Raw genomic sequence first — 26,456 nt, forward strand, 5'->3', positions numbered from 1 at the left:
TCGCCTCATGTTCCGCCGGCCAGCACGAACGGCAGTCGGCCCGTCCAGACACGGCTCACGGCCCATGGGCGGTCGCCGGCCGCGCGGAAGCGGGTGCCGAGCACTTCACGCAGGTCCAGGGCGATCGGATACGGACGCAGGACGCCGGCCACCCGGCCGTTCCTGATCAGGAAGCCGAGCCGCACCCTGGCCTCGACGACCGGGGACGACCCGGCGCGCTGCTGGCCGCCCATGAGCGATTCGATCAGCACCCCGTCGCGCACGCCGCCGAGCAATTCGTCGAAGGAGCCGGTGTCGGCGGGTCCGGCGGACAGCGTGGCCCCGTTCAGCACTGGTGTCACCGGTTTCAGCACCGTGCGGCGCAGCGCGTTCCCACGGAAACCGTGCCCGGTGGGCGCCTCCCCGCACGCGGCCGCCGTCCGGCGGCTGTGGTAGATCCCGACCGGGACGCCTCGGTCGACCAGCGTCAGCCCGGCGCAGGGCACGCCGTCGTCGTCGCCGACCGGCCAGGCCAGCCCTCCCGTTCCCTCCGCGTCTCCGTCTCCGTCCGCGGAGGGGTGGTCGCACAGGCTGATCGAGGGGTGCAGGAGGCGCTCCCCCAGGCGCCCGGCGGCGAAGGACCGGCCGGCCGTGACGGCGGTGCCGCTCAGCGCGGTGACCAGCGGAGTGAGCAGGGTGTGCACCGCCGAGGGCGCCAGCAGCACATCGTGACCCCGCTGCGGCGCCTCGGCGGACGGCAGTCCATCCCACTCGGCCGCCGCGCGCAACCACGCGGTGAGCGCGGCCGGCAGCGTCGCAGAGCGGGTCCAACCGGTCCAGGGCAACTGCGCGACGGCGCCTTCGGCCAAGGCGGCGATGTGGAAGAAGCCGTCGCCGGTCTCCGTCCGTCCCTCCGGAGCCGCGCGGTGGACCGTTTGCTCGGTTCTCGTCACCGTGCCGTGCACCATCAGCCCCACGGCGTGTTGCAGCGCTCCCAATCGCTCGGCGAGCAGACGAACGGATCGCCCGTCGCCGTCGAAGACGGCGACGGGCGCCGCGGGCGGCGCGGGTGGCGCGAAGCCGTGCGGGGCGATATCCGCGGGCGCGGGGGGCCCGTGCGCCGCGTTCCGCACCGCATCGCCGACCAGTTCCTCCACGTCGCCGGGACGCGTCGTGCAGGCGGTGCCCACCCTGCCGTCGCGGTACACGCGCAGGCACAGCGCGATCTCATGGGACGACCTGACCGCGTCCGGTACCCCCGAGCCGACCTCCACCACGGTGTCGTCGCGCTCGACGCCGAGCACTACCCAGCGCTCGGCGCGCGCCGCGACGGCCTCGCCGATCCGTTCCACCCCCTCAGCCAGGGTGGACACGTATACCCCGCAACCGGAGCGGAGGCGCCCAGGAGCTGACCGGCAAGGGATGCTGCCCCTGCTTGCCGCAGCTCGCCGAGGTGTCGCCGCGCCACTGCTCCCTGCCGACCGAGTCGATGGCCTCGAAGGCGCCGAGCACCTCTCCGGACAGCACCACGCCCCTGACCAGCCGGCCGACCTCACCGTCACGGATCTCCCGGCATTCGGCCGGCATGAACGTGAACCCGGCCCTGTCGGTCTGGCCGCCGAGGACGCCGCGCGCCAGCAGCCCGCGGCCCACTCCGCCGATCAGTTCCTCTTCGGACGCGGCACCCGGGGCGACGGCGATGGTCCGCAGCCGGGGCAGCGGCGGGTGGCGGAAGCTCAGGGCGCGCGCGTTCCCGGTGGGCGTCTCACCGAAGGCGGCAGCGGTCGAGCGGTCGTGCAGCCGGGGACGGGCCACGACTCCCTCGCGCAGCAGGTCGACCGGCTCTCCACCGGTTCCCTCGTCGTCCACGGGGACGAACCCCCGCGCGCCCGGCCGTCCCGGGTGATCGGTGATGGTGAGGACGGGCGGGCCGAGCCTGCGGCCGGCGGCCAGCGACCGCTGCAGGCCGGCGTCCCCGAGCTGATGGTCGGCCTCGGCCAGGTGCCCGATCGTCTCGTGCGCCCAGATGCCGGACAGCGGGCCGTCGCAGACGACGTCGTAGGTCCCGGCTTCGACGACGGGCGCGTCGCGCAGGTCCACGGCGGTCGCGACGGCTGACTCCACGCGGGCGGCGAGGTCGCGCACCACGGAGAAGTCGCCGCCGCTGCCCACGGACACCGACCCCGCGGTCCGCGCGGCACCTCCGTCGGCGTAGACCGTGATCTGCAGGGTCAGGTCCCTGCGCCGGTAGCCGATGCCGGTTCCCTCGCTGGTGACGAGCTCGACGTCCGTTACGCGTTCCCGGTAGTAGACCAGCGCCCCGGTGACGGACGGGTGCGCGGCCAATGCCATCGCGTGGTAGGAACCGAGCAGTTCGGTCTTCTCCGCCACGCCGACCCGCTCCGCCGGCTCGCCGAACTCCACGACGGGTTCTTCCCGGTAGGGCCGGTGTCCGGCGAGGCGTCCCGTCGCGGCACCCAGCGCAGAGGCGTCGCGTTCGGCCCGGCGCAGCACCGCCGCCGCGTCCAGCACGGTGGACGACGCGAACGAGGACCCGGCCGGGCCGATCACCCGGGCGCAGCAGCCCTCGTCCCGGCTGGTCACGCTGCTTTCCAGGCCGTCGCCGCGCCACACCAGGTCGGTCGTCCGGGCCCGTTCGACACGGATCTCCGCGTAGTCGGCGGCGCGCAGACCCGCGACCCGGAAGGCCGCGGGCGAGCCGTCGGTCAGCAGCACGGTTGCGCGGGGCTGTCGTCCCGGTAGGCGAAGATCATCGCACTGGTGACCTCCGCGCCGTCCCGGTAGGGAACGAGCCCGTCGCTGCGCATCTCCACACGCCCGAAGCCCGCGCCGAGGACCAGGTCCCGGTACTGGCTCTCGGTCATGCCGACCACGCATCTGGCGAAGTCCTCGGCCCCAGCCGACTCGCCGACCGCCACGTCCGGCGGGGGCGGGCCGCCGTCGGAGTAGACGACGTCGGAGATCACGGCGACGCCGCCCGGGCGCAGGACCCCGGCAACGGCCCTCAGCACCTCCTGCTTGTCCGGGAACATGCCGAGGACGCAGTTGCTCATCACCACGTCCACGGTGGCCTCGCGCACCGGCGGCCGGCGGATGTCGCCGACGCGCACGTCGACGTTGGACAGCCCCATCTCCCTGGCCGCGCGGCGTGCCGTCCTGACCATCTGCGTCGACGCGTCGACCCCGATGACCCGGCCCGTCTCGCCCACCCTGCGCGCGGCGATCAGCAGATCCAGCCCGGCGCCGCAGCCGAAGTCCACGACCGTCTGGCCCGGCCGCAGAGCGATCGCGTTCATCGGCGAACCGCAGCCGCTGGACAGCTCCAGGACCCACTCGGGAACCGCGGCCAGCTCCTCGGGTGTGTACACCGAGGTGGGAGAGCAGCACAGCGTGCTCGCGCCCTGCACCGCCAGCGCGTCATAGCGTTGCTTGACATGCGTCTCGACGGGCACGAACGCGGCGGCGGGCGCGGGCGCGCAGCACCCGGCGTCCTGTTCCGCGGACCCCGGGGCACAGCACCCGGAGTCCGCGGACTCCGGGGCGCACCCGCAGGCGTCCGGCTCGGCGGCGGTCCGCGGCCGGATCAGCTCATCCAGGGAAATGAACCCACGCGCGTCATCTGCTCCCACGTTCCCTCTTCTCCTTCGGATCTCGTGACCTGGTCCCGCCGCTGGCGCAGAGCCATCGGCAGCAGGTAGGAAAGCTCGGTCTCGACCCGCGTCCTGATGCTGGACACCTTCGGGCAGAAGCACGTGTTGAAGTCGCCGCCACTGGCCGCCCAGGCCTTGATGGGGCAGCCACCGCCCCCGCAGAACAACTTGACGTTGCACTCGCGGCACATGGGCACGGTGTCCACGTGGCGGTGCCGCCAGGGGTCGCGATACCCGCCCGCGTAGCGGAACTCGGGGAAGAACGTCCCGCACGAGTGCTGCGGGCGCCCCACGGTCTCCGGGCAGCCATAGACCTTGCCGTTGGGGTCGAAGGCGACGACGCTGGTACCCGCGCTGCATCCCTGCAGGTTGGGCCGCACACGGTCGCCTTCGAGGACGGCCGCCCGGATCCGGGCCGGGTCCGGCCTGAGCATCCGGTCCACCAGCGGGTTCGCCTTCAGCATCTCGAAGAACGCGTCCTGGAGGCCTGGCTTCACGTCACCCCTGACCATGCGCCGGCGCTTCTCCTCGGGATGGTCCGGCGTCACGTACAGAAAGGTCGTCGCCTTGGTGAAGCCGTTGAACAGCCGGATCCTCGGATGGTCGATCCACCCCTTGGCCTGCGCGAACTCGGCGAAGCGCGGCATGGATTCCACGCTGTGCTCGTCGACCAGCACCCGGATCAGCACCCGCAGGCCCGCCTCGGCGGCCACGTCGATGCCGCGCTCGATGAGCTCGAAGGTCGGCTTGCCGTTGCGGAAGACGCGGCGGCTGTCGTGGATCTCGGGGGTGCCGTCCAGACTGACCTGGACCTCCTCGCAGCCGTACCGCAACAGCATCGGCACGTACGTGTCCAGTGCCACGCCGTTGGTGATCGCCGTGACCGGGTAGCCACGGTCGTACGACCCGCGCAGGATCTGCTCGACCGCGCCGCGCTGGTAGGCCGTGTCCAGCAGCGGCTCCCCGCCGAACAGCGTGATGTACGGAGGGCCGGAGTTCTCGTGCAGGTCCTGGATCATCGGGATCGCGTCGAACGCGGCCTCGATCATCTCCTCGTCCATGCGCGGGCTCTTGGTGGTCAGCTCGCCCTCGAAGCAGTACGGGCAGGCGAGGTTGCACACGTACGACGGAATGAACATGAACTGGAACGGCGCCTGCTGGATCGCCTCGAAGTAGCCGTCGACGATCGAGCGGTACCTGCGCTCCTCCTCGGCCGCGTCCGTGCAGACGTACCCGCGTTCGAGCAGGCCGGTCACGATGTCGCCGTCCACGGCGTCTCCCGCACGCAGCCGTTCCAGCACGGCGACCTCTGCGGGGGTGACGATGTCCATGGAGCCGGACACCGCGTTGGCCAGGACGCTGACGTTTCCGCTCTCGTCGAGGTAAGCGGGGTCCAGGGTGCCTTCAGGGAGCGCCACCGAGAAGGTGACGGTGTTCGGGCTGACTAGCATGGGGTCTCTCCCAGAAACGGTGTCCATGGGGTTGCCGGGAATTGGAGAGCGCGGCAGGTGGCACCCATGTGGAACGGGTTCTTCGGTATGTCCAGGGCTGTCAGTCGCAGCCGTCCGGATCGTCCACCATCACGCTGGTCAGGACGTCGAGGTTCTTCCGGCCGCGCATGGCGGTGCAGCAGTCGGGCTGCTTCTCGGACACATCGGCGCTTTCGATCATGGAAATCGCGATCATAGGTATCACCTCCTCCACTGTGATCTCTGCCGCGCTCTCCGGCCCGCTCCCCACCGCGAGGCGGAAGGGAGAGTCGATGGTGGGGCGCACGCCCCGGGAAAAGGTTTCGGATCACCGCAGGACCTCCCGCACGACAAGCACCGCCACGGTGATCAGGCCCTCTCCGATGATCAGACCGGAGGCGACGATCTCCGTCGCGCTGCGCCGGCCGGGATTACGGCGGGTGAGCAGCCACTGCGTCAGCCCTCCGGCGGCGAGGGTCAGCGAGTAGGCCGGGGGCAGCAGGACGCCGAGGCCGATCATCGTGGGCATGGCCGAGGTGAAGGCCAGCCCCACCCCCAGCGGACCCGTGATGGCCATGGCGAGGGCCACGGTGGCCGGGTAGTCCGACGAACCGCGCACGGTGGCGTCCACGAACCGGACCGCGGTGGCGACCGGGGCCGGGAACGCGCCGCCGCCGATCACACCCGCGCGGGTGAGGACGGCGATCACCAGCACGCCGATCGCAGCGCCGGCCAGCCCGCCGACGAGCTGCGTCCACCCCGTCAAACGCCTGGGCGGCTCTGTCAGGGTCTCCGGGCGATCGTGCACCACCTTCGCCGAATAGGTGAAGTACACCGCCGCGATGGCGGCGCAACAGATGGTCGACGCCACGAGCACCGCCGTCGCCGAGTCGGCCCCGGCTACCGCGAACACCACGACACTGAAGTAGAGGGCCGGCGCCAGCGGCACCAGGCCGATCTCCCCTCCGGCCCGGGTGAGGAACACGGTCACCACGACCAGCAACGCCAGGCCGAGCACTCCGAATCCGAGATACCGAAGCACCGGGGGGTACAGCACCGAGAGCAGAACCAGCGCGATGACGGCGCCCGCGACCCACCATCGTGCGTGCCCGCCTGTCAGGCGTCTCGCGAAGTCGCCGCGGAGCGCTCGCAGCAGCGGGCCGCGTACCCGCGCGATCGCGGCGAGCGAGTAGCCGAGAATGAGGCCGACACCGGCGGCAAGCACCCATGGATAGGAGAGATGGGCGGTGTAATCCGCGGGCTGGGCCGACGAGCGGTCCTGCAGGAACCACACGACGACGGTGTACGCCGACCCGACCGCCAGCCACGCGCACGCGCGCGGGCCGATGAGAAAACCCACCCCGTACAGCAGGGGCGACAGTGCCAGGGCCACATGCGTGCCCGAGCCGAAAAGCTCCGGCGTGGCCTCATGGCCCCACAGAGCCACTCCAAGGGCACAGGCGGCACCCACGGCCGCGGCCACCGGCAGCGTCCGGCCGAGCCGGTTGCCCTCCTGTCCCGCCCTGGTGCTGAGCGACGCCATCAAGGTGATGGCCGGCTTCAGGGTCGGATAGGGCAGCCTCTCGGCGACCACCAGCGCCCGCGCGACGAGCCCGCCGAGGCCGATCCCCACGGCGTTCGAGGCCATCGCCAGCAGTACCAGGATCCCCCAGGCCGGCAGGTCACCGCCGTCCAGCACCACGGCCCCGATGCCGGTGTCGAGCGCGGCGGTCGCCACGTAGCCGCTGGAGGCGATGGAGAAGACCACGAAGAGCGCCTGCCAGCTCAACGCTCCGGTGACCCGCAGCAACGCGGCGCCCAGCGCGGCGACCAGAGCCGACCCGCCGAAGGACGTGCCCGTCCTGAACAGGACCAGAACGTTGAGCACGCACAGCAGCACACCGATCGCCAAGCCGATGAGCGTGGCGGAAACGTAGGACTCCCGCCAGTCGCCCAGCGGTTCTGTCGTCTCATTCGAGGTCTCGGCGGAATCGTACGAGGAGGAGACGGTGCGCTCATTTCCTCCCACAGAGCGCCCTCCATCTCGTTCGAGGCGCTACATCGATAGTTATCAATGTAGCTGTCGAGAGTTCACACTAAAATGGCCGTCGATGTCAGTCAATACCCTTTACAAGATCTTGCGGCGACGCGAAACACAGGCACGCGACAAGCAGGGACGTCATGTTTCATCTGCGTGACGACGCTTTATCCGCCTTCACGGCGACATTATGCGTGCCCGCGGATTCCGCGGGCACGGCCTTCTCCTCACGTCAACGTGCGGTCCGCCAGAAGTGGTTCGGCGTCCGCGCGACCGGTCGCCACGACTTTGGGCTTCCTGCCGTACAAGCCGACGACGAGGACAAGCCCGATCACCCCGCCGACCAGTTGAGCGGCGATGAAACCCGGTACAGAGGACGGAGCAATCCCGGCAAACGTGTCGGAGAAAGCGCGTCCGATGGTGACGGCGGGGTTGGCGAAGCTGGTGGAGGAGGTGAACCAGTAGGCGGCACCGATATAGGAGGCGACCGCGACCGGCGCCACGTGCGCGTTTCCGGCCCGAGTGAGCAGGAAGACGACCAGCGCCAGCCCGGCCGTGGCCACGACCTCCCCGAGCAGCAGATGTCCGGACGAACGATCGTGCGCCGACCAGGCGACGGCGGGCTTGTCGAACATCGCGTTGGCCAAGATCGCCCCGCCGATGGCGCCGGCGGTCTGTGAGACGAGGTACACACCCACGTCAGACGCGGTCAGCTTCCGATGCAGGAACCAGTCGGCCAGTGTCACCACAGGATTGAAGTGGGCGCCCGAGATGGGGCCGAGCATGACGATCAACACGCCCAACCCGAAAACGGTCGCCGTGGAGTTCTCCAGGAGCTGGAGTCCGACGTCATCGGGCGAGAGCTCCTGCGCCATGATCCCCGACCCGACCACCACCGTCACCAGCAGCAGCGTGCCCAGAAACTCGGCCAGCGCGCGACGCGGCAGCGCCGCACTCATCGCGGGCCCCCGATCCCTACGCAGGACGTCCGGCCGGCGCCTTCCGGCACGTGGATTTCGTGATCGATCGTGGACCGGAAAAGACCGCGGCAGACCGCCGAACCGTGCACGCATTCCTCCTGATTGACGTGGCCGGCACCATCACCATGAACGTGTGACGGACGGGATCGACAGGCCTCGTCACCGGCGAAAGCAGCGACGCCAATACCCCCGCGAGCAGCGGGCCCGCCATGACCTGGGAAATAATGGCGCGCTCGCCTCCTCCCGCTACCGTCTGGACTGATATTGACAGATATCAATGCACTTGGATAGCAGAAGGATTATGCCTAATCTCGATCTTTCGCGCTCATCCGGTGGCCGGCTGAGCGGCTCGGCTGGAGTTTGAATCACGGCCGTGGTCAGCCTGGTGTCCTGGCTGTCGCGCCGGGTGAGCGGGGTTCCACGGGTCGGCGGGGTGTCCTTACTCGGTCTGAGCTTCCCCCGTAGCGACTCTGCTGGCGAATTTACTAATCTGCCGGACTGCTCGATTGTGCGGTGTCACGGTGGATGGGTAGGCGAGGAACTAACGCGGGCGGGGTGATCGGCGATGTCGATGTGGCCGAAGCAGGAGTCGGGGATTCCAGCCACGACGGCCGCGGTCGCTCGGGCGGCATTCTCGAAGGGCTGCCTGGCGATCCGGATCCGCGATGCCCTGGGAGAACCGTATGCCGATGAGGCTTTCGCTGACTTGTTCGCCGCACGCGGTCGTCCGGCGTTGTCGCTGGCGCGGCTGGCAGCGGCGTCAACTGGCTGAATGCGATCGAAAGCTCGCCCAGCATCGCGCCGCGCTGGAGGCGGGCGCGGACCCTGCCGTGGTCGCCGGCTGGATCCGAGAGGAACAAGCCAAGAAGATCCGAGCCGAGGCACAGCTACGCCGTGAACCGAACCGCAGGCGGCAGCTCACCCGAGACGACCTTGCGAAGGTGAATGAACACCATGGGTGCCGCAGTACGGCTTCCGGGAAAGGCCGAGCCGGTCAGGAAGGTCCGGCTGTACGCCGGGCTCGCGTTCGGCTGACCTATCACCCCAGCAAACGAAAAGTCCTGGTCAGCTCTACGTCTGACCAGGACCTCACAGGCGAATCGAACGTGTCCGAGGGGGGACTTGAACCCCCATGCCCCGCAAAGGGCACTAGCACCTCAAGCTAGCGCGTCTGCCTATTCCGCCACCCGGACGTGGTGCCTGCACGTGGGACCGTCATCCCGCGTCGGCGGACTCAGGTTAGCAAACTCTTGAGCCGGCGTCATATCGGTAAGAGGGCGGGCACGGGCGGGGTGCCGGGAAGGGGAGGCCGACGGCAGGATGGGAGGTGGAAGCCGTACCGAACCCCAAGGAGTCCCACATGACGGCGATCAACGCTGAGGACGAGGTCGTCGGGCTGTGCCGCGACCTGATCCGGATCGACTCGACCAACGCGGGGGACAACTCCGGGCCCGGTGAGCGGGCCGCCGCCGAGTACGTGGCCGAGAAGCTGTCCGAGGTCGGGCTGGAGCCGCGGATCCTGGAGTCGGACAGCCGCCGGGCCAACGTGGTCGCCCGCGTCGCGGGTGAAGACCCCTCCCGTGACGCCCTGCTGCTGCACGGGCACCTGGACGTCGTCCCCTTCGACGCGGCCGACTGGACCCGGCACCCGCTCAGCGGGGAGATCGCCGACGGCTGCGTCTGGGGGCGCGGCGCGGTCGACATGAAGAACATGGACGCGATGATCCTCGCGGTGGTGCGGCAGCGGCTCGGCGAGGGCCGCCGCCCGCCGAGGGACGTGGTGCTGGCCTTCACCGCCGACGAGGAGGCGGGCGGCAAGTACGGCGCGCAGTGGCTGGCCGACGAGCACAAGGACCTGTTCGACGGGTGCTCCGAGGCGATCGGCGAGGTGGGCGGGTTCAGCGTCTCGATCGACGAGGCGCGCAGGCTCTATCTGATCGAGGCCGCCGAGAAGGGCATCGCCTGGATGCGCCTCACCGCCACCGGCAGGGCCGGGCACGGTTCGATGCTCAACGCCGAGAACGCGGTCACCGAGCTGGCCGAGGCGGTGGGCCGCATCGGGCGCTACGAGTGGCCGGTGCGGATGACGCGGACGGTCAGGACGTTCCTGGAGGAGACCTCCAGGGCCCTGGAGCTGGAGCTCGACCTGGACGACGCCGAGAAGACCGTCGCCAAGCTGGGGCCGCTCGCCCGGATGATCGGCGCCACGCTGCGCAACACCGCCAACCCCACGATGCTGGAGGCCGGTTACAAGGCCAACGTGATCCCCCAGACCGCGACCGCCCACGTGGACGGCCGTTTCCTGCCGGGGTACGAGGACGAGTTCTTCGAGACGCTCGACGGGCTGCTCGGCCCCAACGTGACCAGGGAGTTCGTCTACCACGACATCGCCATCGAGACCGGCTTCGACGGGCCGCTGGTGCGCGCGATGGCCGACGCCCTCCTCGCCGAGGACCCGGGCGCGCTGGCCGTGCCGTACACGCTGTCGGGAGGCACCGACCTCAAGGCGTTCAGCAGGCTGGGCATCCGGGGATTCGGGTTCGCGCCGCTGAGGCTGCCCGCGGACCTGGACTTCTCCGGGATGTTCCATGGCATCGACGAGAGGGTTCCGGTGGATTCGCTCCGGTTCGGGGTGCGGGTCCTTGACCGCTTCCTGGACGGCTGCTGAGCCGTTCCAGGGAAATCCGTTGCGTTCACTCGATGTGGTGCTAGCGTAACTCTCCGTCGAGGGATGGCTCGTGTCCGAACGGGCCCGTCCAGGAGCTTTGGGGAGGTCACGTGGCACGTGTGCCGCACGGGCAGTGGAGGGCGTCCTCGCCCGCTGCCCGACGCGCGCCCGTGGCCCTTCCCGTCGACGACACGATCCCCGACCGGGCTGACCGGATGGCGCGGTTCGCGGCCGGCACTCGGCGGGGCGTCAGGCGAGCCCTCGCTGTCGGCGGTCTCCTGGCCGCCGCATGGCTGCTCGCGGTCGTCTTCGGGCTCCTCGGTGCCGCTCCCGCGGTCGCGGACACCACCGCGACGACAGGGGAGGCGGGCTCCCAGACCCCTCACACAGCCGCTTCCGGATCGGCTCCCAGAGCCGATGTCTTCCCCACGGTCAGCGGCGGGCTGTCGGCGACGCACAACGCCGAGGCCATGGCGGGGCGAGGTGTGGACGGGCTCACCAGCCAGTCCAAGCCGGGGTTCCCGGCACCCTCCACCGCCGAACACGGCTCTGGCGCCAATGGATTCGTGCCCCAGAGCGGTGCTGGATCCGGCCTCTCAGGACCGGGTCCGGGGGATGTCGCGTGGTTCGCCTACGACCCGCGGCAGATGACGCAGCGGGTCCCGCCGGCGTTCGTGCTCCCCCCTGTCGTCCGCACAGCGGCGGACGACCCTTCTTTCTCTCCTGACTGATCTCGTCTCGCCGACCGGCCCATCCCCTCCCCGGGTGATCCGCCGGTCGCGGAGCCTGCCTTCATCCTCCGTCCCCAGGAGAGCCGCTCCGTCCGGTGAGCGACCAGCAGGCAGCGGAAAAGGCATTTCCCATTCCTCGTGACGGCCCGTCGGGGCCTCCGCTGTGCGGGCCTGTCCGGCCTTCGCATGGCCTCCGTGCCCCTCACGAGGGTCAGGTCCCCCCCGAAACTGCTAGGAGCTTCAATCATGCGTACGTGGGTTACGGGCACGGCCCCCGCGGCACTGCTCGCACTGGGCGTCATGGCCATGGGCGGCGGTACGGCCTTCGCCGACACCGACGGCGACCACTCGGTCGCCGGAGGCAACCAGGTCAACCTTCCGATCACCCTGCCGATCGACATCAGCGGCAACGCCGTCGGGGTGGCCGGGGAGTCGGCCGCGTCCTCGGAGGGCGGCGCCTCCGTCGAGCCCGGCGGCGGCGACGCGGGCGCCGGTGGCAACACCACGTCCGGCCGGGGCAGCATCCTGGGCGGCAACCAGGTCGTTGCTCCCATCACCGCGCCCGTCAACGCCTGTGGCAACGCGGTGTCGGTCTTCGGCCGCTCCGAGGCGGGCTGCCGGGGCGGCTCCTCGGTGCGGAACCAGGGCGGGGGCGGCGGCGGAGCCGGGGGCAACCGCACGAACGGTGAGCACAGCATCGGCGGCGGCAACCAGGTGGTGGCGCCGATCACCGCGCCGATCAACGCCTGTGGCAACTCCTTCGCGATCTTCGGCGGGGCCGCCGCCGGTTGCCGTGGCGGGGCCTCGGTGAGCAACCAGGGCGGTGGTGGGGGCGCCGGTGGCAACACCACGTCCGGCCGGGGTTCGGTGCTGGGCGGCAACCAGGTGGTGGCGCCGATCACCGCGCCGATCAACATCTGCGGCAACTCGGTCGCCGTCGTCGGCGAGGCCTTCTCCGGCTGCCAGGGCGGCTCCGAGGTCGTCGGCGGCACCCCCGGCGGTCCTGGCGGTCCGAGGCACCCCGGCGGTCCGGGGCACCCCGGCGGCCCGGGGCACCCTGGCGGGCCTGGGCACCCTGGCGGTCCGGGGTGGCCCGGTAAGCCCGGAGAGCACGGCGGACCCGGCCGGCCCGGCAAGCCCGGTTACGGTGACCACGGCGACCGTGGGAAGCAGTGGCCGCGTCCCGGTGGCGGCTGGGAGCACGGCCCGCGTCCGGGTGGTCCCGGAGGCCCCGGTGGTTACGGCCGACCCGGAAACGACACCGACGGGCGCTTCGGCGCCGGCAGCGGCAACCAGGTGGTGGCGCCGATCACCGCGCCCGCCGAGGTCTGCGGCAGCGCCGTCGGCAACGGCCAGGCGGGTTGCCCCGGAGGGGTGTCGGTGCCGGCGGGCCGGGGCGGCGGTGCGGGTGCCGGTGGCAACACCACGTCCGGCCGGGGCAGCATCCTGGGTGGCAACCAGGTGGTCGCGCCGATCACCGCGCCGGTCAACGTCTGCGGCAACGCGGTCGCCGTCCTGGGCGGTGCGTTCGCCGGTTGCCAGGGCGGTGCCTCCGTCGCGGGCGGCGGTGCCGGTGGTGGCGGTGGCGCGGGTGGCAACACCACGTCCGGCCGGGGCAGCATCCTGGGTGGCAACCAGGTGGTCGCGCCGATCACCGCGCCGGTCAACGTCTGCGGCAACGCGGTGGGCGTGCTCGGCCAGGCCGCGGCCGCGTGCAGGGGCGGCGCCTCGGTCGCGGGCGGTGCGGGCGCGGGTACGGGTGCCGGTGGCAACACCACGTCCGGCCGGGGCAGCATCCTGGGTGGCAACCAGGTGGTCGCGCCGATCACCGCGCCGATCAACATCTGCGGCAACGCGGTCGCCGTCCTGGGTGACGCCGCCGCGGGCTGCCTCGGCGGCTCCCGCGTCGGCGGCCCGTCCGGGCGCCCCGGCAGTGGTCCCGGCGGCCCCGGTGGCCCCGGCGGTCACGGCGGCTACGACAACGGCCACGGTCACTGGGACTCCAAGCCCGGCAGGCACAAGACCAGCGGTCTGCTGCCCGCCCTCCCGGCCGTCCCGGCTCTCGGCGGCGCGGCCGGACAGGCGTCCGCCTCCGACATGTCGGCGCCCGCGGACCAGGCGCGGTTCGCGGCCCCCGCGAGGCTGCCCGAGCTCCCCGCCGTGCCCGCCGCTCCGGCGGGCGACCGGGCCGCGGCGGCCGGGAACGGCTCGCCGCTGGCTCCCGTCACCGGCCTGGCCTCCTCGACCCCGGTGGGCTCCCTGCCGGTCGGTGACCTGGGCCTGATGAGTGCCGCCCAGCCCGTGGGGGTGACCGGGATGAATGTCGGTTCCCTGGTCACCCTGATGATCGGTGCGATGGCCGCGGTCGCCGCGACCATCTTCGGCACCACCCGCCGGATCCGTTTCGGCAAGAAGTAAGGCGTAGGAAGTAAGACATTAGTCACCCATTAGACACGCTTTCCCAGATCCACTGAGGAAGGCCCGCAGACGCCTCGACGGCGGTGAGACAGGACGACAGCACCCCATGGTGCGGTGTCCGCTCGGTCGGCGGGGCATGGAAGCTTTGCCCGTTCCGGGGGCGCGGCCCGGAGCGGGCAAAGCCATGTCCGGGATCACATCGTCCTGGTCACACGTATGATCTTCCGGCGCAGTCGGACGTCCCGGCGGCCGTCGGGATACAGTCGCAGGCGGTCGAGTTCCCAGTCGCCGTATTCTGCATGTTCGGTCAGTATCCGCCGGGCTGCGTCCCGGGATGTGCCACGCGGAAGGTGGAGAACCAAGTAGGAGTAGTCGAGCACAGCGATTAGTCTCCGAGGGTGAGCTGGGGGACGTCGACACTCATAGGGCTTTATTCTGCGTCCTTGCGGCTTCTCTTGGGAGTGTCCCCGGCTGAGACCGGGTAACCCGAGGGGAAGAAAACGGGGAACGAATGCGAACAGCGAGGTAGGAAGCAGCGTGCCAGCCAAGAACGGCAACGCCGACGGAACCCGCCTGGTGATCGTCGAGTCGCCTTCCAAGGCGAAGACCATCGCCGGGTACCTCGGCCGCGGCTACGTCGTGGAGTCCAGCATCGGACATATTCGCGACCTCCCCGAGAAGGCCGACGACATCCCCGAGAAGTACAAGGGGGAGTCATGGGCGCGCCTCGGTGTCAACGTGGATCACGAGTTCGAGCCGCTCTACGTCGTCAACCACGACAAGAAGGCGCAGGTGAGCAAGCTCAAGCAGCTGCTCAAGGACGCCGACGAGCTCTATCTCGCCACTGACGAGGACCGCGAGGGCGAGGCGATCGCCTGGCATCTGCGCGAGGTGCTCAACCCCAAGGTCCCGGTCCACCGCATGGTGTTCCACGAGATCACGCAGAGGGCGATCCAGGACGCGGTGGCCAACCCCCGCACCCTGAACCTGCGGCTGGTCGACGCCCAGGAGACCCGGCGCATCCTCGACCGCCTCTACGGCTACGAGGTCAGCCCGGTCCTGTGGAAGAAGGTCAAGCCCAAGCTGTCCGCCGGGCGCGTGCAGTCCGTGGCGACCCGGCTGGTCGTGGAGCGCGAGCGCGAGCGCCTCGCGTTCACCAGCGCGAGTTACTGGGACCTGCAGGCACTGCTCGACACCGGCCGCGACGAGGTCCCGCACGAGTTCACCGCCACGCTGACCGGCGTGGACGGCAGGCGCGTCGCCCAGGGCCGCGACTTCGCGAGCAACGGCACCCTCAAGAACGCCGACGTGCTCCACCTCGACGAGCAGGCCGCCCACGCCCTGGCCGGGCGCCTGGCCGGTGTCTCGTACAAGGTCAAGTCCGTCGAGCGCAAGCCGTACACCCGCAAGCCGTACGCGCCGTTCAGGACGACCACGTTGCAGCAGGAGGCGAGCCGCAAGCTGGGCTTCTCCGCGAAGTCGACCATGCAGGTCGCCCAGCGCCTGTACGAGAACGGCTTCATCACCTACATGCGGACCGACAGCATCACCCTGTCGGAGACCGCCGTCGCGGCGGCCCGCAGCCAGGCGATCAAGCTGTACGGCGCCGCGTACGTGCCCGACAAGCCGCGCGTCTACGCCAGCAAGGTCAAGAACGCGCAGGAGGCGCACGAGGCGATCCGTCCCTCGGGCGAGGAGTTCCGCACGCCGGGCGAGACCGGGCTGAGCGGCGACATGTTCCGCCTGTACGAGCTGATCTGGCAGCGGACCGTGGCCTCCCAGATGAAGGACGCGGTCGGCGAGTCGGTCACCGTCAAGGTGGACGGCACGTCCAGCTCCGGCGAGCGGGTCGAGTTCACCGCCTCCGGGCGGACGATCACCTTCCACGGCTTCCTGAAGGCCTACGTCGAGGGCGCGGACGACCCGTCCACCGACCGGGACGACTCCGAGAAGCGCCTTCCGAACCTGACCGAGAACGACCCGCTCACCGCGTCCGCCCTCAACGTGCTCGCGCACGCCACCAAGCCGCCCGCGCGGTACACCGAGGCGTCGCTGATCAAGGAGCTGGAGGACCGGGAGATCGGCCGCCCGTCGACGTACGCGTCGATCATCGGGACGATTCTCGACCGAGGCTACGTCTTCAAGAAGGGCACGGCCCTGGTGCCGTCCTTCCTGGCGTTCGCGGTGGTCAACCTGCTGGAGCAGCACTTCGGCCACCTCGTCGACTACGACTTCACCGCCGACATGGAGAAGGTCCTCGACGACATCGCCAACGACAGGGCGGAGCGGGTGCCGGAGCTGCGCCGGTTCTACTTCGGCGTGGACGGCGACGAGGGCCTGAAGGAGATGGTCACCGATCTCGACGAGATCGACGCCAAGGAGATCAGCTCGTTCTCGATCAGGGGCACCGACATCATGATCCGGGTGGGCCGCTACGGCCCGTACCTGGACCGCGACGGCGCCCGGGTGAACGTGCCGGAGGACCTGGCTCCCGACGAGCTCACCGCCGAGATGGCCGAGGAGCTGTTCTCCCGCCCGACGGGTGACCGGGAGCTGGGCAAGGACCCGGTGACCGGGCACGTGATCGTGGCCAAGGACGGTCGCTACGGCCCGTACGTCACCGAGATCCTGCCCGAGGAGGCGCCGCCGGCCGAGGGCGCCAAGAAGAGGACCAAGAAGGCCGACGTCCCCAAGCCGCGCACCGGGTCGCTGCTCAAGACGATGTCCCTGGACACCATCACCCTTGAGGACGCCCTGCTCCTGCTCTCGCTGCCCAGGGTGCTCGGGGTGATCGACGACCAGGAGGTCACCGCCCAGAACGGCAAGTTCGGGCCCTACATCAAGAAGGGCACCGACTCGCGCTCCCTGGCGTCGGAGGAGGAGCTGTTCACGGTCACCCTCGATCGGGCCAAGGAGCTGTTCGCCCAGCCCAAGGCGAGGGGCAGGCGGGCCGCGGCCGCGCCGCCGCTGCGCGAGCTGGGTGAGGATCCCGTCTCCAAGAAGCCGATCGTGGTGAAGGAGGGACGGTTCGGGCCCTACGTCACCGACGGGGAGACCAACGCCTCCCTGCGCAAGGGGGACGAGGTCGAGCAGATCACCACCGAGCGCGCCGCCGAGCTCCTCGCCGACCGCCGTGCCCGCGGTCCGGCACCCAAGCGCACCACCACCAGGGCCAAGGCGAAGGCCTGACGTTCTGCTCCCGGGGTTTCCGGGGACCTCCGGGATTCCGGGGACGCGTGAGGCGAGAGGTCTGACGCCCTGTTTCCGGGCTCTGGAACCTCCAGGGTTCCGGGGACGCGAGGCTCGACGCCCTGTTTCCGGGGCTCTGGGAATTTCCAGGGTTCTTTCCAGTGTCCTGGGAACGCATCCGCCGTCCCGGGCGTTCTTCGGAACGCGCCGGGAACGGCCGGTGGGCGAGCGGGAGGGGCGAGTGACGATCGTGGGCTTCGTGTCGCTGGTCGTCTGCGCGGTCACGCTGGTCCACTGCTACCTGTGGCATCGCCTGATCCGCTCGACCACGCGGCCCGGCCGGACCCGCCGGGTGCTGACGCGGATCCTCGTCGCCCTGGCCGTGCTCGCCCCGGTGACGTTGATCGCCTCCCGCAGCGAGTGGGGTCACTTCCTGGCGTGGCCCGGGTTCTTCTGGATCGCGGTGATGTTCTACCTCTTCGTGTTCCTGGTGATCCTGGAGATTCCCCGGGCCGTGGCCCTGACGGTCCTGCGCACGGTCGAGCGGCGGGCGGAGCGCCGCAGGGTTCCGCCGGGGGTGGCCGCCCGCAGGGCGGAGCGAGCCGCGCTCCTCGCAGCCCGGCCGGAGCCGGTGCCCGCCGTCGAGCCCGTGCCCGCGGTTAGGCCGGTGCCCGCCGCTGAGCCGGTGTCCGCCGTTCGGTCCGAGGTCGTCGGCCTGGCCGAGCCCGAGGCGGGTTCCGCGGTCGGCGGCGTGATCGTCGTTCCGGGCGCCGGGGAGGCCCGGCGCGGCGGAGGTGCCACGGGCGGGACGAACGATCCGGCCGGGATGAGCAGGAGGCTGTTCATCGCCCGTACGGCCGCGGTCGCCGCCGGGGCGGGGGCGCTGGGCACGGTCGGTTTCGGGGTGAGGACGGCTCTCGGCGACCCGGTGGTCGAGCCGGTCAGGGTCGTGCTGCCCAGGCTGGACCCGCGCCTGAGCGGCCTGCGGTTCGCGGTGGTCAGCGACATCCACCTGGGCCCGCTCACCGGTACGGCGCACACCCGGCGCATCGTCCGCATGATCAATTCCCTGAGGGCCGACGTGGTCGCCGTCGTCGGTGACCTGGTCGACGGCACGGTGGCCGAGCTCGGCCCGCTGGCCAGGCCGCTGGAGGACCTCGAATCCCGCTACGGCGCCTACTTCGTCACCGGGAACCACGAGTACTACACCGCCAACGGCCCGCAGGAGTGGGTGGAGGAGCTGCGCGGGCTCGGCATCCGCCCGCTCGGCAACGAGCGCGTCGAGATCGCCCACGGGGGAGCGGTGCTCGACCTCGCCGGGGTCAACGACCTCGGCGGCGTCGCCTCGGGGGACGGCCCCGACTTCGAGCGGGCGCTGGGCGGCGGCCGCGACCGCTCCCGGTCCACCGTCCTGCTCGCCCACCAGCCGGTCCAGGCCGTCCAGGCGGCCACGTACGGCGTGGACCTCCAGCTGTCCGGCCACACGCACGGGGGCCAGATGGTCCCCTTCAACCTGGTCGTCCCGATGCAGCAGCCGGTCGTGTCCGGCCTCGGCGAGGTGGACGGCACCCAGGTGTACGTGACGCGGGGCGCGGGCTTCTGGGGGCCGCCGGTCCGGGTGGGCGCTCCCCCCGAGATCACCTTTCTGGAAGTCAGCCACGAGCGCTCCTAGGAACCCCGCCACGAGTTCCTGGGAACAGGGCGGTGCACCTCTGGGAACCAGGGGTGGAGCACACCGGGGAACGCCGGGGAACGCCGGGGAACGCCGCCACGAGCACCTCTGGAAACAGCGGCACCTGGCGCTTCTTTTCGCGAGGGTGACCTGCGAGGTACGGGGCGGACGTATTACCCTCGTGCGACGGGCAGCCGGGCATTTCCGCCTGGCTCGTGTTTTCCCCAGCCCGGCGAGCATCTGGATACGCTGACACTATGACCACCCTTGGCCGGAGCACCGCGCGACGCAAGCCCCCCCACGTGCTGGCCAACGCCCCGTTCCGCAAGCTGTGGACGGCGATGTCGGTGTGCAGCCTGGGAGACTGGCTCAACCTCCTGGCGCTGACCGCCCTGGCGGGCAATCTCACCGCGGCGTCGGGCTACAAGGCCCAGAGCCTGGCCATCGGCGGCGTCTTCGTGGCGAAGATGCTCCCGGCCATCCTGCTGGGCCCGCTGGCGGGCGCGTTCGCCGACCGGTTCGACCGGCGGCTGACGATGTTCTTCTGCGACCTGCTGCGCTTCGCGCTGGTGCTGTCGATCCCGCTGATCGGCAGCTACCAGTGGGTGATCATCGCCACGTTCCTGGTCGAGTGCGTCAACCTCTTCTGGGTCCCGGCCAAGGACGCCACGGTGCCCAACCTGGTGCCCAAGGAGCGGCTGGAGGAGGCCAACCAGCTCAACCTCCTGGTCACGTACGGCACCGCGCCCATCGCGGCGCTGCTGTTCGCGCTGCTGTCGGTCGCCGACGACTTCCTGGGCAGGCTGGTGCCCTTCCTCGCCCAGCGCGAGACCTACCTGGCCTTGTTCATCAACGCCCTCGCGTACCTGGTCTCGGCCGTCATCATCTTCTCGCTCAAGGACATCCCGAGGACGGTCGCGCGGGCGGCCTCCGCGCCGTCGGTGCTGCGGCAGATCTTCGAGGGCTGGCGGTTCGTCGGCGGCAACCGGCTGATCCGCGGCCTGATCATCGGCATGCTGGGCGCGTTCGCCGCCGGTGGCGCGGTGGTCGGGGTGGCCAAGATCTACGTGGACGCGCTGGGCGGCGGCGACGCGGCGTACGGCGTGGTCTTCGGCGCGGTCTTCGTCGGTATGGCGTCCGGCATGTTCTTCGGGCCCAAGCTGCTGAGGGAGCTGTCGCGGCGGAGGCTGTTCGGCCTGTCGATCGTGGTGGCCGGGGTGGTCCTCGTCACGATCGCGCTCGTCCACAACCTGGTGATCGTCGTCCTGCTGACCGTGCTGCTCGGCGCGTGCGCCGGGATCGCCTGGATCATCGGCTACACCATGATCGGGCTGGAGGTGGACGACAGCCTGCGGGGCCGTACGTTCTCCTTCCTGCAGTCGCTCGCCCGGGTGACCCTGCTGCTGGTGGTCGCGGTCGCGCCGACGCTGGCGGGTCTGTTCGGCGAGCACCAGATCAGGGTCGGCCCGGAGCCGGTCTACCGGTTCGACGGCTCCAACCTGGTGCTGCTGGTCGGCGGGCTGCTCGCGGTGATCGTCGGGATCGTCGCGCTGCGGCAGATGGACGACCGCAGGGGCGTCTCGATCATCACCGACCTGGTCGCCGCGGTGCGTGGCGAGCGGTTCGCCCCCGAGAGCGCCGAGCAGGGGCGCGGGATGTTCGTCGCGTTCGAGGGCGGCGAGGGGTCGGGGAAGACCACCCAGTCCAGGCTGCTCGCGATCTGGCTGCGTGACCAGGGCTTCGACGTCGTGCAGACCCGCGAGCCCGGCTCGACCAAGGTGGGGATGCGGCTGCGCGCGATCCTGCTCGACGCGGTCCACCAGGGGCTGTCCGCGAGGTCGGAGGCGCTGCTGTACGCGGCCGACCGGGCCGAGCACGTGGAGAAGGTCATCCGCCCGGCTCTGTACCGGGGGTCGATGGTGATCTCCGACCGCTACGTCGACTCGTCGCTCGCCTACCAGGGCGCGGGCCGGGCCCTGGACACCGAGGACGTCACGAGGATCAACAGCTGGGCGACCGGCGGGCTCGTCCCCGACCTCACGGTGCTCATCGACACCCCGCCGTCGGTGGGGCTGGCCCGGCTGGGCGGGGCCGCCGACCGCATCGAGTCGGAGCCCCTGGAGTTCCACGAGCGCGTCCGCCGCGAGTTCCGGGCGCTGGCCGCCGCCGAGCCCGACCGCTACCTGGTCGTCGACGGGACCCTGCCCCAGAACCAGATCTCCTCGATCATCCACGACCGGGTCCGCGAGATCCTGCCCGACCCGGTGCCGAGGGAGTCGGAGGACGTCACCGGGACCATGCCCGCCATCCGCGACTGAGTCCGCGTCCCCGGCGGTAGGTTGGGGGACGTGGGAGTCTTCGATGATCTTGTGGGGCAGGAGCGGGCCGCCGCGACGCTTCGCCGCGCGGCGGCGGCCGGGGCCGACCTGCTGGCCGGGGGACGCGGCACCGGGATGACCCACGCGTGGCTGTTCACCGGTCCGCCCGGGTCCGGGCGCGAGGAGGCCGCGCGGGCGTTCACCGCCGCGCTGTTCTGCCCCGACCAGGGGTGCGGCCACTGCGACATGTGCCACCAGGTGGAGGTCGGCTCCCATCCCGACCTGGAGATCGTCCGCCCGCAGGGGCTGTCGTACGGCATCAAGGACACCCGGCGGCTCATCCTGCGCGCGGCCGGGGCGCCGACGCTGGGCCGCTGGCGGGTCGTGCTGTTCGAGGACGCCGACCGGGCGACCGAGGGGGCGTCCAACGCGCTGCTCAAGGCGATCGAGGAGCCGCCGCCGAAGACGGTGTGGCTGCTCTGCGCGCCCTCCCCGGACGACATGATGATCACCATCAGGTCCCGCTGCCGGCTCGTCACGCTCGTCACCCCGCCCACCGCGGCGGTCGCCCACGTGCTGGCCACGCGCGAGAACGTGCCGCCGGCGATGGCGGAGTTCGCCGCCAGGGCCGCCCAGGGGCACATCGACCGCGCCCGCAGGCTCGCGCTGGACGCGGAGGCGCGGGCGCGCCGCGAGGCGGTGCTGTCCATCCCCCGGTCGCTCACCGGCGTCGGGGAGTGCGTGATGGCCGCCGAGCGGCTGGTGAAGACCGCCGAGGACGAGGCCGCCGCGGTCACCGCGGTGCTGAACGAGTCGGAGATCACCGAGCTGCGCCAGGCCTACGGCGAGGGCTCCACCGGCAAGGGGCTCAACAGGGGCCTGATCCGCGGCGGTGCCGGGGCGCTCAAGGATCTCGAGGACCGGCAGAAGTCCCGGGCGACCCGCACCAAGCGCGACGTCATCGACGCGTCCCTGCTCGACCTGGTGGCGTTCTACCGCGACGTGCTGGCGGTGCAGTTCGGGGCGCACGTGGAGCTGGCCAGCGAGGACCGCCGCGCCGACCTGGACGAGCTGGCCCGTGCCTCCACACCGGAGGACACCCTGCGCAGGATCGACGCGATCATGCGCTGCCGCAGGCGGCTGGCGTCCAACGTCAGCCCGCAGATGGCCGTCGAGTCGATGACCATCTCGCTGCACCGGCCTCGGCTCTGAGGCCGCATCGGCCCCCGCCCCGCACCGGTCCTGGCTCCGAAGCCCGCACCGGTCCCGGCTTCGAAGCCCACATCGGCCCCGGCCCTGCACTCGTCCCGGCCTTGAGCCGATCCTGAACCGGGCCCCCGCCCCGCACCGGTCGCGGTTTCGCGGTTCCGGCTCGTGACGGGAGGCAACCCGGAGGTGGTTTCCGCGTCTCCTGGACACGCGACCCGAGACGTTGGACGTGGGCAGACCCGGGCCCGCTGAGACGATCAGCGGACTCTACGCCGGGCACGCGCTCGGGCTGACCCGGTCGGCCCCGCTCATGGTCGGGGATCGCGAGTCCGTGCCGAGTCCGATGGTCACTTCGGCGCCGGGCCCGGTGGTGACGGACGTCCCGGTACCCGCCGCCACCGAGGTGCCGGAGCGGAACGGGGCCACGGCGATCCTCGAGACCGATCCTGATTCCCCGGAGGTTTCCGGCTGGTCGACGCGGGCGGTTCGGGCGGGCATCTCGTGGTCCACCGGGGGACGGAGTTCGGGGTGGTCAACGCTGGCCGGTATCGGACGCTTCGGAATTTTCCCAGAACCGATGGGCTGGATATCGGCTGGTGAGAAGCGGGTAGTGACCGTCACCAAGTGGTCACTACTCGTCTGTTTCCGATTAGATGGAACCATTCACTGCTAAGTCACCTCAAAGTATGAGTGTGAGTCGTTAAGATTAACAGGCAAAAATAAGCTATTTCGTTATAAATCGGCGGGCTGTGTCCTGCTCAACGGGGATGAGCAGAGAAGACCGGGGGACTCTTGGTGAGTATTGGGGCACGCTACGAGGTGATACCGCCGACGAGCGGGCGGGCTGTCACGAGCCGTGTGGGCAACGACGACGTGCTGAGGATCGAATGGCCCGATCCGGTCGGCGACGGCGACGGCGGGAATGACGGGAACGGCGCCGAGATCATCCTGCGGCACGTGGAGACCGGCGAGGAGTGCGGGGCCGCGGATCTGACGGCACTGTCCGCGGGTGTCTGGATGGCGTCGCGCGGCGGTGAGCCCATCGTCACCGACGACCCGGGGTTCTCGCTCGACGGGCTGTGGTCGTACGCGGAGACTCGCCGAAACCGGGAGATCAGGGCGTTCCGCACCTCCCTCGGCACGCTGGGCCTTCAGGTCCGCGAGGTCGAGCCGTACGTCGAGGTGATCCGCGTCACCGCGGAGGACGGCGTGATCCAGGTGGAGGGTGCCATCGCGTACGGCGAGCCCATCCGGGGAGCGGCCAGGCTCGTGGCGGTGGCCCGCCGGGGGCCGGAGCCCGTGAGCGGGCCCGCGAGCTTCCAGGGGCGGTGGTTCGAGGGGGGCGTGGAGATCGCGCCGATGGCCGAGGCGCAGGTGCGGCGCCGGGTCTTCTGGGACCTCTACGCGGAGATCTCCGGGACGCGGCTGCCGCTGGCGACCCGACTTGATGACATAACGGATAAAAAGACCAAAGTTCGTTTTCCTGCCCAGCGTGTCGGGCAGGTGAGGGTCCGGCCGTACTACACCGAGACCGACAGCCTCGCCGTCGCGCTCAGCATCGAGGAGGGGAGCTCGTGAAGATCTCCTTTCTCATCCTCAACGCCTACGGCATGGGCGGCACCATCCGTGCAACCTTCGACCTCGCCACCGCCCTGTCCGAGCGGCACGAGGTCGAGGTCGTCAGTGTCTTCCAGCACGCCGACAGCCCCTTTCTGCCGCTGGGCTCCCAGGTTCGCCTGCGCTCGCTGGTGGACCTGAGGGAGGGGGCCAGGGTCCGCTGGCCGTACACGAAGAAGGCCGAGCGGCTGGGCGCGCAGGAGAGCGCGCTGATCCACCCCGAGGAGCGCGCGTACGCCTCCTTCAGCGCCTGGAGCGACGAGGTTCTCGTCCGCGAGCTGCGCAGACTCCGCAGTGACGTGCTGATCACCACCCGCGCGGGACTCAACATCATGGCCGCGAGGTACACCCGCAAACGGGTCGTCACGATCGCCCAGGAGCACCTGCACTTCGAGGCCCACCAGCCCGGGATCTTCGAGGAGATCCGGACGTGGTACCCGAAGCTCGACGCCGTCGTGACCCTCACCGAGGCCGACGAGCACGACTACCGGAAGATGCTCAACGGGTCGTCCACCCGGGTGTTCACCATCGGCAACGGGCTGCCCGGCGGCCCGCGTCCGCGCTCCAGGCAGGAGAACCGGATCGTGCTGGCCGCGGGCAGGCTGGTGCCGGTCAAGGGGTACGACCGGCTGCTGAAGGCGTTCGTCCGGGTGGCCAGGGAACGCCCGGACTGGAAGCTGCGGATCTACGGTGAGGGCCGGGTCGGCGACAAGCTGGTCAAGCAGGCCGTGAAGCTGCGCCTGCACAACAACGTCACGTTCATGGGCTCCACCGGGGACATCGAGGGCGAGCTCGCCAAGGCCTCGATCCACGCGGTCAGTTCCCGGTTCGAGGGCTTCGGCATGACCATCATCGAGGCGTTCGCCTCCGGGGTGCCGGTGGTCAGCTTCGACTGCCCCCGGGGCCCCCGCGAGATCATCACCTCGGGTGTGAACGGGCTCCTCGTCCCCGCCGACGACGTGGACGCCCTGGCCGGCGGGCTGATCCAGATGATCGACGACGAGGAGGGACGCCGCCGGATGGCCGAGAACGCCCTCCAGACGGCGAGGAACTACGACATCTCCATGATCGTCAATCGCTGGGAGAAGTGCTTCGCCGAACTCGGCCGCTGACCGGGCGGGGAGAAACTCGTGGGTTGAGGGGAGCAGCGGACGGTCCGGCACGGCGTCTCTGTGATGTGGAAGTCGAACTGCTCTCTCACGGAGAGCCATTAGCCAGGGACCGTGTCGACATCGCGACACTGTTCGCTGAACATCACCTCGGGCTGGTACGGCTGGCGCTGCTCATGGTGGGAGACCAGGCCACCGCCGAGGACGTGGTGCAGGAGGCGTTCGCCCGGACCCACGCGAGGCGGCGCGGCCTGCGTGACCCAGCCCGCGCGCTGACCTACATCCGCTCGGCGGTGCTCAACGGGTCACGTTCGGTGCTGCGCCGTCGCGCGGTCGCCTTCCGGCGCGCCGTGCCGTACGAGCCGCCCGTCTGGTCGGCCGAGCACGCGGCGCTGCTCGGGGAGGAGCGCCGCGAGGTGCTCGTGGCCCTGCGCGCGCTGCCCAGACGGCAGCGAGAGGCGCTGACGCTCCGCTACTACCTGGAACTGCCCGACCTGGAGATCGCCCAGACGATGGGTATCGCCGCCAGCACCGCCCGTTCCACCCTCGCGCGCGGGCTGGCCGCCCTCGCTCGGACGCTCAAGGAGGAGTCATGACCGACATCGAGAACCGCCTCCGCGACGCCTTGTCCGCCGCCTCCGCGACCGCCGCGGACGTCCGCCCGCTCGTCGTTCCCGTCCGCCGCTCCAGGGCTCCCCTCAGGATCTCCGCCGTGGCCCTGGCCGTCGCCGTGACGGTCTTCGGAGTCGTACGGCTCAGCACGTCCTTCACCCTGTCGAGGGAGAACGTCGTCGCCATGGCGATGAGCGGCCCCGAGCAGTCGGGATACGCCGATGTGTTGGTCTTCCTCTGCAAACAGGACGATGCCTTCCCCACGTGCGACCATGCGATGACCGAGGACGAGAAGGCGGAGATCCGACGGGCACTTGAGACCCGGCCCGAGGTGGAAAGGATCTTTTTCGAGGATCGTCGTCAGGTATGGGAGAAATTCCGGAGCCAGAACGCGGACGACTCCATGCTGCTGAAGGAGCTAACCGTCGAGGACATGCCGGAGTCCTTCCGGGCCTTGCTCAAGCCGGGGGCGGATTCCAAGGCCGTCGCCCGTGCCATGGGGGAACTGCCGGGGGTGTCCAACGCGCTCGATACGCCCTGCGTGCTGAGAAAAGTGTCGCTGCGGTCGCTCGTCGAGTACGTCCTTCCGTGGTCGGAGCCGGAGCAGTGCTCGTTCCCGGCGTTCGAGGTGCCGAAGCCGGGCTGAGCCGGTGACGGGGGTAGGGGCGGGTCGCGAACGTGGCCCATGACCGGTGCCGGACGAGCCTGGTGTGCGGCACCGTCAGGTTCGTCCGGCGCTGTCGGGGGGGCTTGTCCATGATCGCCCTCGGATGGCA

At 70.5% G+C, this 26,456-nt stretch carries 19 protein-coding genes, 1 tRNA gene and 1 pseudogene; 12 read left to right on the top strand and 9 right to left on the bottom strand.

Annotation, left to right across the window (positions count from 1 at the left end):
* Window positions 1-5: 5 nt before the first annotated feature.
* The 7 genes from ACFFRH_RS16220 to ACFFRH_RS16250 all read right to left on the bottom strand — a co-directional run bounded on the left by ACFFRH_RS16220 (window position 6) and on the right by ACFFRH_RS16250 (window position 8,116).
* A complete protein-coding gene (locus ACFFRH_RS16220; RefSeq protein ID WP_344749894.1) occupies window positions 6-1,352 on the bottom strand; it encodes a metallopeptidase TldD-related protein in 1,347 nt (448 codons plus the stop codon).
* Entirely contained in the window at window positions 1,336-2,715 is a 1,380-nt protein-coding gene (locus ACFFRH_RS16225) for a TldD/PmbA family protein (RefSeq protein ID WP_344749895.1), read from the bottom strand. The genes ACFFRH_RS16220 and ACFFRH_RS16225 overlap by 17 nt, the downstream gene beginning before the upstream one ends.
* The gene (locus ACFFRH_RS16230; RefSeq protein ID WP_344749896.1) at window positions 2,706-3,629 is read right to left on the bottom strand and encodes a methyltransferase domain-containing protein; all 924 of its coding nucleotides are present in this window, start codon (window positions 3,627-3,629) and stop codon (window positions 2,706-2,708) included. The genes ACFFRH_RS16225 and ACFFRH_RS16230 overlap by 10 nt, the downstream gene beginning before the upstream one ends.
* On the bottom strand, window positions 3,584-5,101 hold the full coding sequence (locus ACFFRH_RS16235; protein WP_344749897.1) for a radical SAM/SPASM domain-containing protein: 1,518 nt from the start codon (window positions 5,099-5,101) through the stop codon (window positions 3,584-3,586). The genes ACFFRH_RS16230 and ACFFRH_RS16235 overlap by 46 nt, the downstream gene beginning before the upstream one ends.
* Window positions 5,102-5,201: 100 nt before the next feature.
* Window positions 5,202-5,426, bottom strand: a complete 225-nt coding sequence (locus ACFFRH_RS16240) for a hypothetical protein (RefSeq protein ID WP_386157285.1) — start codon at window positions 5,424-5,426, stop codon at window positions 5,202-5,204.
* Between the two features lie 21 nt (window positions 5,427-5,447).
* Window positions 5,448-7,148: an OPT/YSL family transporter gene (locus ACFFRH_RS16245; RefSeq protein ID WP_344749898.1), complete on the bottom strand. Its 1,701-nt coding sequence runs from the start codon at window positions 7,146-7,148 to the stop codon at window positions 5,448-5,450.
* Window positions 7,149-7,384: 236 nt separating this feature from the next.
* Window positions 7,385-8,116, bottom strand: a complete 732-nt coding sequence (locus tag ACFFRH_RS16250; protein WP_344749899.1) for an aquaporin — start codon at window positions 8,114-8,116, stop codon at window positions 7,385-7,387.
* 586 nt (window positions 8,117-8,702) lie between these two features.
* Here ACFFRH_RS16250 and ACFFRH_RS16255 point away from each other — a divergent pair.
* Window positions 8,703-8,900, top strand: a pseudogene (locus tag ACFFRH_RS16255) (IS5/IS1182 family transposase); the annotation flags it as partial.
* A 344-nt stretch (window positions 8,901-9,244) separates the two neighbouring features.
* Here ACFFRH_RS16255 and ACFFRH_RS16260 read toward each other — a convergent pair.
* Window positions 9,245-9,330 (bottom strand) — tRNA-Leu (locus tag ACFFRH_RS16260).
* 167 nt (window positions 9,331-9,497) lie between these two features.
* Between ACFFRH_RS16260 and ACFFRH_RS16265 the strand changes: the two genes are divergently transcribed.
* The 3 genes from ACFFRH_RS16265 (at window position 9,498) to ACFFRH_RS16275 (ending at window position 13,954) form a co-directional block, all read left to right on the top strand.
* Window positions 9,498-10,805, top strand: coding sequence for a M20/M25/M40 family metallo-hydrolase (locus ACFFRH_RS16265; protein ID WP_344749900.1), 1,308 nt, complete (start codon window positions 9,498-9,500; stop codon window positions 10,803-10,805).
* A gap of 110 nt (window positions 10,806-10,915) precedes the next feature.
* Window positions 10,916-11,536, top strand: coding sequence for a hypothetical protein (locus tag ACFFRH_RS16270; protein ID WP_386157290.1), 621 nt, complete (start codon window positions 10,916-10,918; stop codon window positions 11,534-11,536).
* A gap of 246 nt (window positions 11,537-11,782) precedes the next feature.
* Window positions 11,783-13,954 carry a chaplin family protein gene (locus tag ACFFRH_RS16275; protein ID WP_344750094.1) on the top strand — a complete coding sequence of 724 codons (2,172 nt, stop codon included), beginning with the start codon at window positions 11,783-11,785 and terminating at the stop codon, window positions 13,952-13,954.
* A gap of 194 nt (window positions 13,955-14,148) precedes the next feature.
* Here the strand turns inward: ACFFRH_RS16275 and ACFFRH_RS44755 are convergent, their stop codons facing one another.
* On the bottom strand, window positions 14,149-14,565 hold the full coding sequence (locus ACFFRH_RS44755) for a DUF5703 family protein (protein ID WP_425581893.1): 417 nt from the start codon (window positions 14,563-14,565) through the stop codon (window positions 14,149-14,151).
* On the opposite strand from ACFFRH_RS44755, the gene topA reads away from it, so the two are divergent.
* The 8 genes from topA (at window position 14,492) to ACFFRH_RS16320 (ending at window position 26,326) form a co-directional block, all read left to right on the top strand.
* On the top strand, window positions 14,492-17,143 hold the full coding sequence (topA, locus tag ACFFRH_RS16285; protein ID WP_344750095.1) for a type I DNA topoisomerase: 2,652 nt from the start codon (window positions 14,492-14,494) through the stop codon (window positions 17,141-17,143). The two genes, ACFFRH_RS44755 and topA, sit on opposite strands and share 74 nt — an antisense overlap.
* Window positions 17,144-17,384: 241 nt before the next feature.
* A complete protein-coding gene (locus tag ACFFRH_RS16290; RefSeq protein WP_344750096.1) occupies window positions 17,385-18,815 on the top strand; it encodes a metallophosphoesterase in 1,431 nt (476 codons plus the stop codon).
* Window positions 18,816-19,072: 257 nt separating this feature from the next.
* Complete coding sequence (gene tmk / locus ACFFRH_RS16295) at window positions 19,073-21,133, top strand: dTMP kinase (protein ID WP_386157297.1); 2,061 nt, start codon at window positions 19,073-19,075, stop codon at window positions 21,131-21,133.
* A gap of 30 nt (window positions 21,134-21,163) precedes the next feature.
* Window positions 21,164-22,345, top strand: a complete 1,182-nt coding sequence (locus ACFFRH_RS16300) for a DNA polymerase III subunit delta' (RefSeq protein WP_386157300.1) — start codon at window positions 21,164-21,166, stop codon at window positions 22,343-22,345.
* A gap of 792 nt (window positions 22,346-23,137) precedes the next feature.
* A complete protein-coding gene (locus tag ACFFRH_RS16305) occupies window positions 23,138-23,920 on the top strand; it encodes a hypothetical protein (protein ID WP_386157303.1) in 783 nt (260 codons plus the stop codon).
* Complete coding sequence (locus tag ACFFRH_RS16310) at window positions 23,917-25,071, top strand: glycosyltransferase family 4 protein (RefSeq protein WP_386157306.1); 1,155 nt, start codon at window positions 23,917-23,919, stop codon at window positions 25,069-25,071. Before ACFFRH_RS16305 ends, ACFFRH_RS16310 begins: the two co-directional genes overlap by 4 nt.
* Before the next feature lie 65 nt (window positions 25,072-25,136).
* Window positions 25,137-25,664, top strand: coding sequence for a sigma-70 family RNA polymerase sigma factor (locus ACFFRH_RS16315; RefSeq protein WP_386157309.1), 528 nt, complete (start codon window positions 25,137-25,139; stop codon window positions 25,662-25,664).
* Window positions 25,661-26,326, top strand: coding sequence for a permease-like cell division protein FtsX (locus ACFFRH_RS16320; protein WP_344750100.1), 666 nt, complete (start codon window positions 25,661-25,663; stop codon window positions 26,324-26,326). The genes ACFFRH_RS16315 and ACFFRH_RS16320 overlap by 4 nt, the downstream gene beginning before the upstream one ends.
* Window positions 26,327-26,456: the final 130 nt, after the last annotated feature.

This window comes from Streptosporangium vulgare, assembly GCF_042428775.1.
In the GTDB taxonomy this organism is placed as follows: Bacteria; Actinomycetota; Actinomycetes; order Streptosporangiales; family Streptosporangiaceae; genus Streptosporangium; species Streptosporangium vulgare.

Excerpts from the sequence above, each read along its gene's own strand:
- ACFFRH_RS16235 (WP_344749897.1), bottom strand. The coding sequence starts at position 5,101 with ATGCTAGTCAGCCCGAACACCGTCACCTTCTCGGTGGCGCTCCCTGAA.
- ACFFRH_RS16250 (WP_344749899.1), bottom strand. The coding sequence starts at position 8,116 with ATGAGTGCGGCGCTGCCGCGTCGCGCGCTGGCCGAGTTTCTGGGCACG.
- ACFFRH_RS16265 (WP_344749900.1), top strand. The coding sequence starts at position 9,498 with ATGACGGCGATCAACGCTGAGGACGAGGTCGTCGGGCTGTGCCGCGAC.
- ACFFRH_RS16275 (WP_344750094.1), top strand. The coding sequence starts at position 11,783 with ATGCGTACGTGGGTTACGGGCACGGCCCCCGCGGCACTGCTCGCACTG.
- ACFFRH_RS44755 (WP_425581893.1), bottom strand. The coding sequence starts at position 14,565 with ATGGTCTTCGCCTTGGAAGGCGACTCGACGATCACCAGGCGGGTTCCG.
- tmk (WP_386157297.1), top strand. The coding sequence starts at position 19,073 with ATGACCACCCTTGGCCGGAGCACCGCGCGACGCAAGCCCCCCCACGTG.
- ACFFRH_RS16320 (WP_344750100.1), top strand. The coding sequence starts at position 25,661 with ATGACCGACATCGAGAACCGCCTCCGCGACGCCTTGTCCGCCGCCTCC.